The organism is Anaerococcus lactolyticus ATCC 51172, assembly GCF_000156575.1.
In the GTDB taxonomy this organism is placed as follows: Bacteria; Bacillota; Clostridia; order Tissierellales; family Peptoniphilaceae; genus Anaerococcus; species Anaerococcus lactolyticus.
This window is the reverse complement of record NZ_GG666056.1, coordinates 1-1,860: the sequence shown is the minus strand read 5'-3', so window position 1 is coordinate 1,860 and position 1,860 is coordinate 1. Positions and strand designations below refer to the sequence as shown.

The window sequence follows — 1,860 nt, the reverse complement described above, 5'->3', positions numbered from 1 at the left end:
GATTTTCGATAATCGAAATTCTTGATTTCCGATTTTCTTAAATTCTGGACTTCTGCTTTTCGGAAGTCTTGTTATTATGGTTATTTAAGGGTGTAACTTTTCGTTACTCCCTTAAATTTCTCTGGTCATATCTTTTTTATATTTTGAACTTCTAACATCTTCCATCTCTTTCATAAATAATATTAATCATTAACAGCAATTGGCTTTGCATAATAAACAAAGATCATTGCGTCATATAAATCTTTTGGAACTTCCTTTACCCTATAAGTCGTTGGTATGAATTTCATAAGAGGAGAATATCCTTCACCCAGACTTATCATGTTGATTTCTTTATTTATAAGGTCAAAAGTTTCTCCATCTTTAACTTTTGTAAAATCTAAATAATATTTTCCTTTAAATTTTCTCGCACTGTAAGCTAAAGGATCAGCAGATACAACGACATGGTTTGACCTCTTGTTATCTGGACCAGCCACATTGATATTAACAATTCCCTTATAAAAGTCTGTTCCAATAATAAAATATTTTTCTCCAAAAATTTTCTTTAAGTGAGACCCCATTGGCTCATAAAATTTTTCACTTTTTGCAATGTGACCGTTGTGTCCAGAAATTAAAAGCATCTTATTTCCCTTTGATTTTTCAAAATCACTTATCCATTTAACATTCTCAGCCATAAGCTCATCTCTAACATTATTTACTTTTACATAGTCATTAAAATCTAATTCGTAATATTTTATGCTATTTAATATATTTGTAAGAGCTCTTGAAGCTATTTTTGCATCTGAAGAGGATAGGGCGTCTGCATAAGCTTTTATCTCTAACAACAAAGCTTCCTTATCTTTTATCTGTGAAATCTTAATTTTTTCATCTTTTATAAAAGAAAGCTCCTTTTTCAAGTCTTTTTCTTGTAATATATTATTTTCCTTACAAAAATCTAATATTAAATCAATAGATTTTTCTGGATTTTGCATGTCAAAGCCGTAAAAAGAAAGTTTGTCCTCATCCTTGGCTTTTTGATTGTAGTCAAACATATAATTTATAAGATCGCTCATATTCTTTGTGTGATAAATATTAAAAGAAAAAATTCTTGAAATATTTTCATCTCTCTTGTTTCCGTGAATGTAATTGTTGATTATCATTCCTTCGCCAAAATCAGCTTCAATAGCAAAGCTCTTTAAATTATTTTTTTCAACTAAAGTCTTTAAAACTTCTAATTTTAAATCTTGAAAATCAGAATTCCCGTGAGTCGCTTCCCCAAGTCCAACGACTTGTATATTGTCATCTAAATTTATTTGGCTTACAGCTTTGCCATAGTCTTCTATATCAGAAATATTTTTTCTGGCATTTAACTTCGGAAGATTAATCCATAAAAAATCTCCAATCCCTATAAGAATAATAAGGGATACTAAAAAAATTAAAATTCCTTTAAATATTTTCTTTATCATTTTCTCACCTCTTACTACATTTTTTTAATATTTTATCATACTGTTGCTTCTTCTTTTGCCGCTTCTTTTTCTGCTTCCATTTTCGCTTTTGCTGCCTTTATTGTGTATGTTATTATGGTTTGTGCTACTTGACCTGCTTCTTTACTTATTTCTTCGTTTATCATGTTTTTCTCTCCTTTGCTTGTTTTTATTTGGTTGTTGGTAGTGGTGGAATGCTTTATTTTGATGTTTTTATATATTGCTTAGGTCTTTGTACCTTTTATACTTTTAAATAGCTTACAATACCTTTCCACCTTTAGTGGTTTGTGTGTGTTCTTTTGTCTGATAGATAGTTTTTCATGTTGGAATATATAATCTGTATTTCTTCATTGCTCATCGCTTTTATTTCTTCTGTGCTTTTATATGTTTTGTATGTTCT

Annotated in this window: 1 protein-coding gene and 1 pseudogene; both read right to left on the bottom strand. The window is 29.3% G+C overall.

All coding sequences use genetic code 11. The features are described from left to right. Positions 1–182: 182 nt before the first annotated feature. Positions 183–1,442 carry an erythromycin esterase family protein gene (locus HMPREF0072_RS09480; protein WP_004829916.1) on the bottom strand — a complete coding sequence of 420 codons (1,260 nt, stop codon included), beginning with the start codon at positions 1,440–1,442 and terminating at the stop codon, positions 183–185. A 50-nt stretch (positions 1,443–1,492) separates the two neighbouring features. Continuing rightward, a pseudogene (locus HMPREF0072_RS12630) lies at positions 1,493–1,606 on the bottom strand (PcfB family protein); the annotation flags it as partial. Positions 1,607–1,860: the final 254 nt, after the last annotated feature.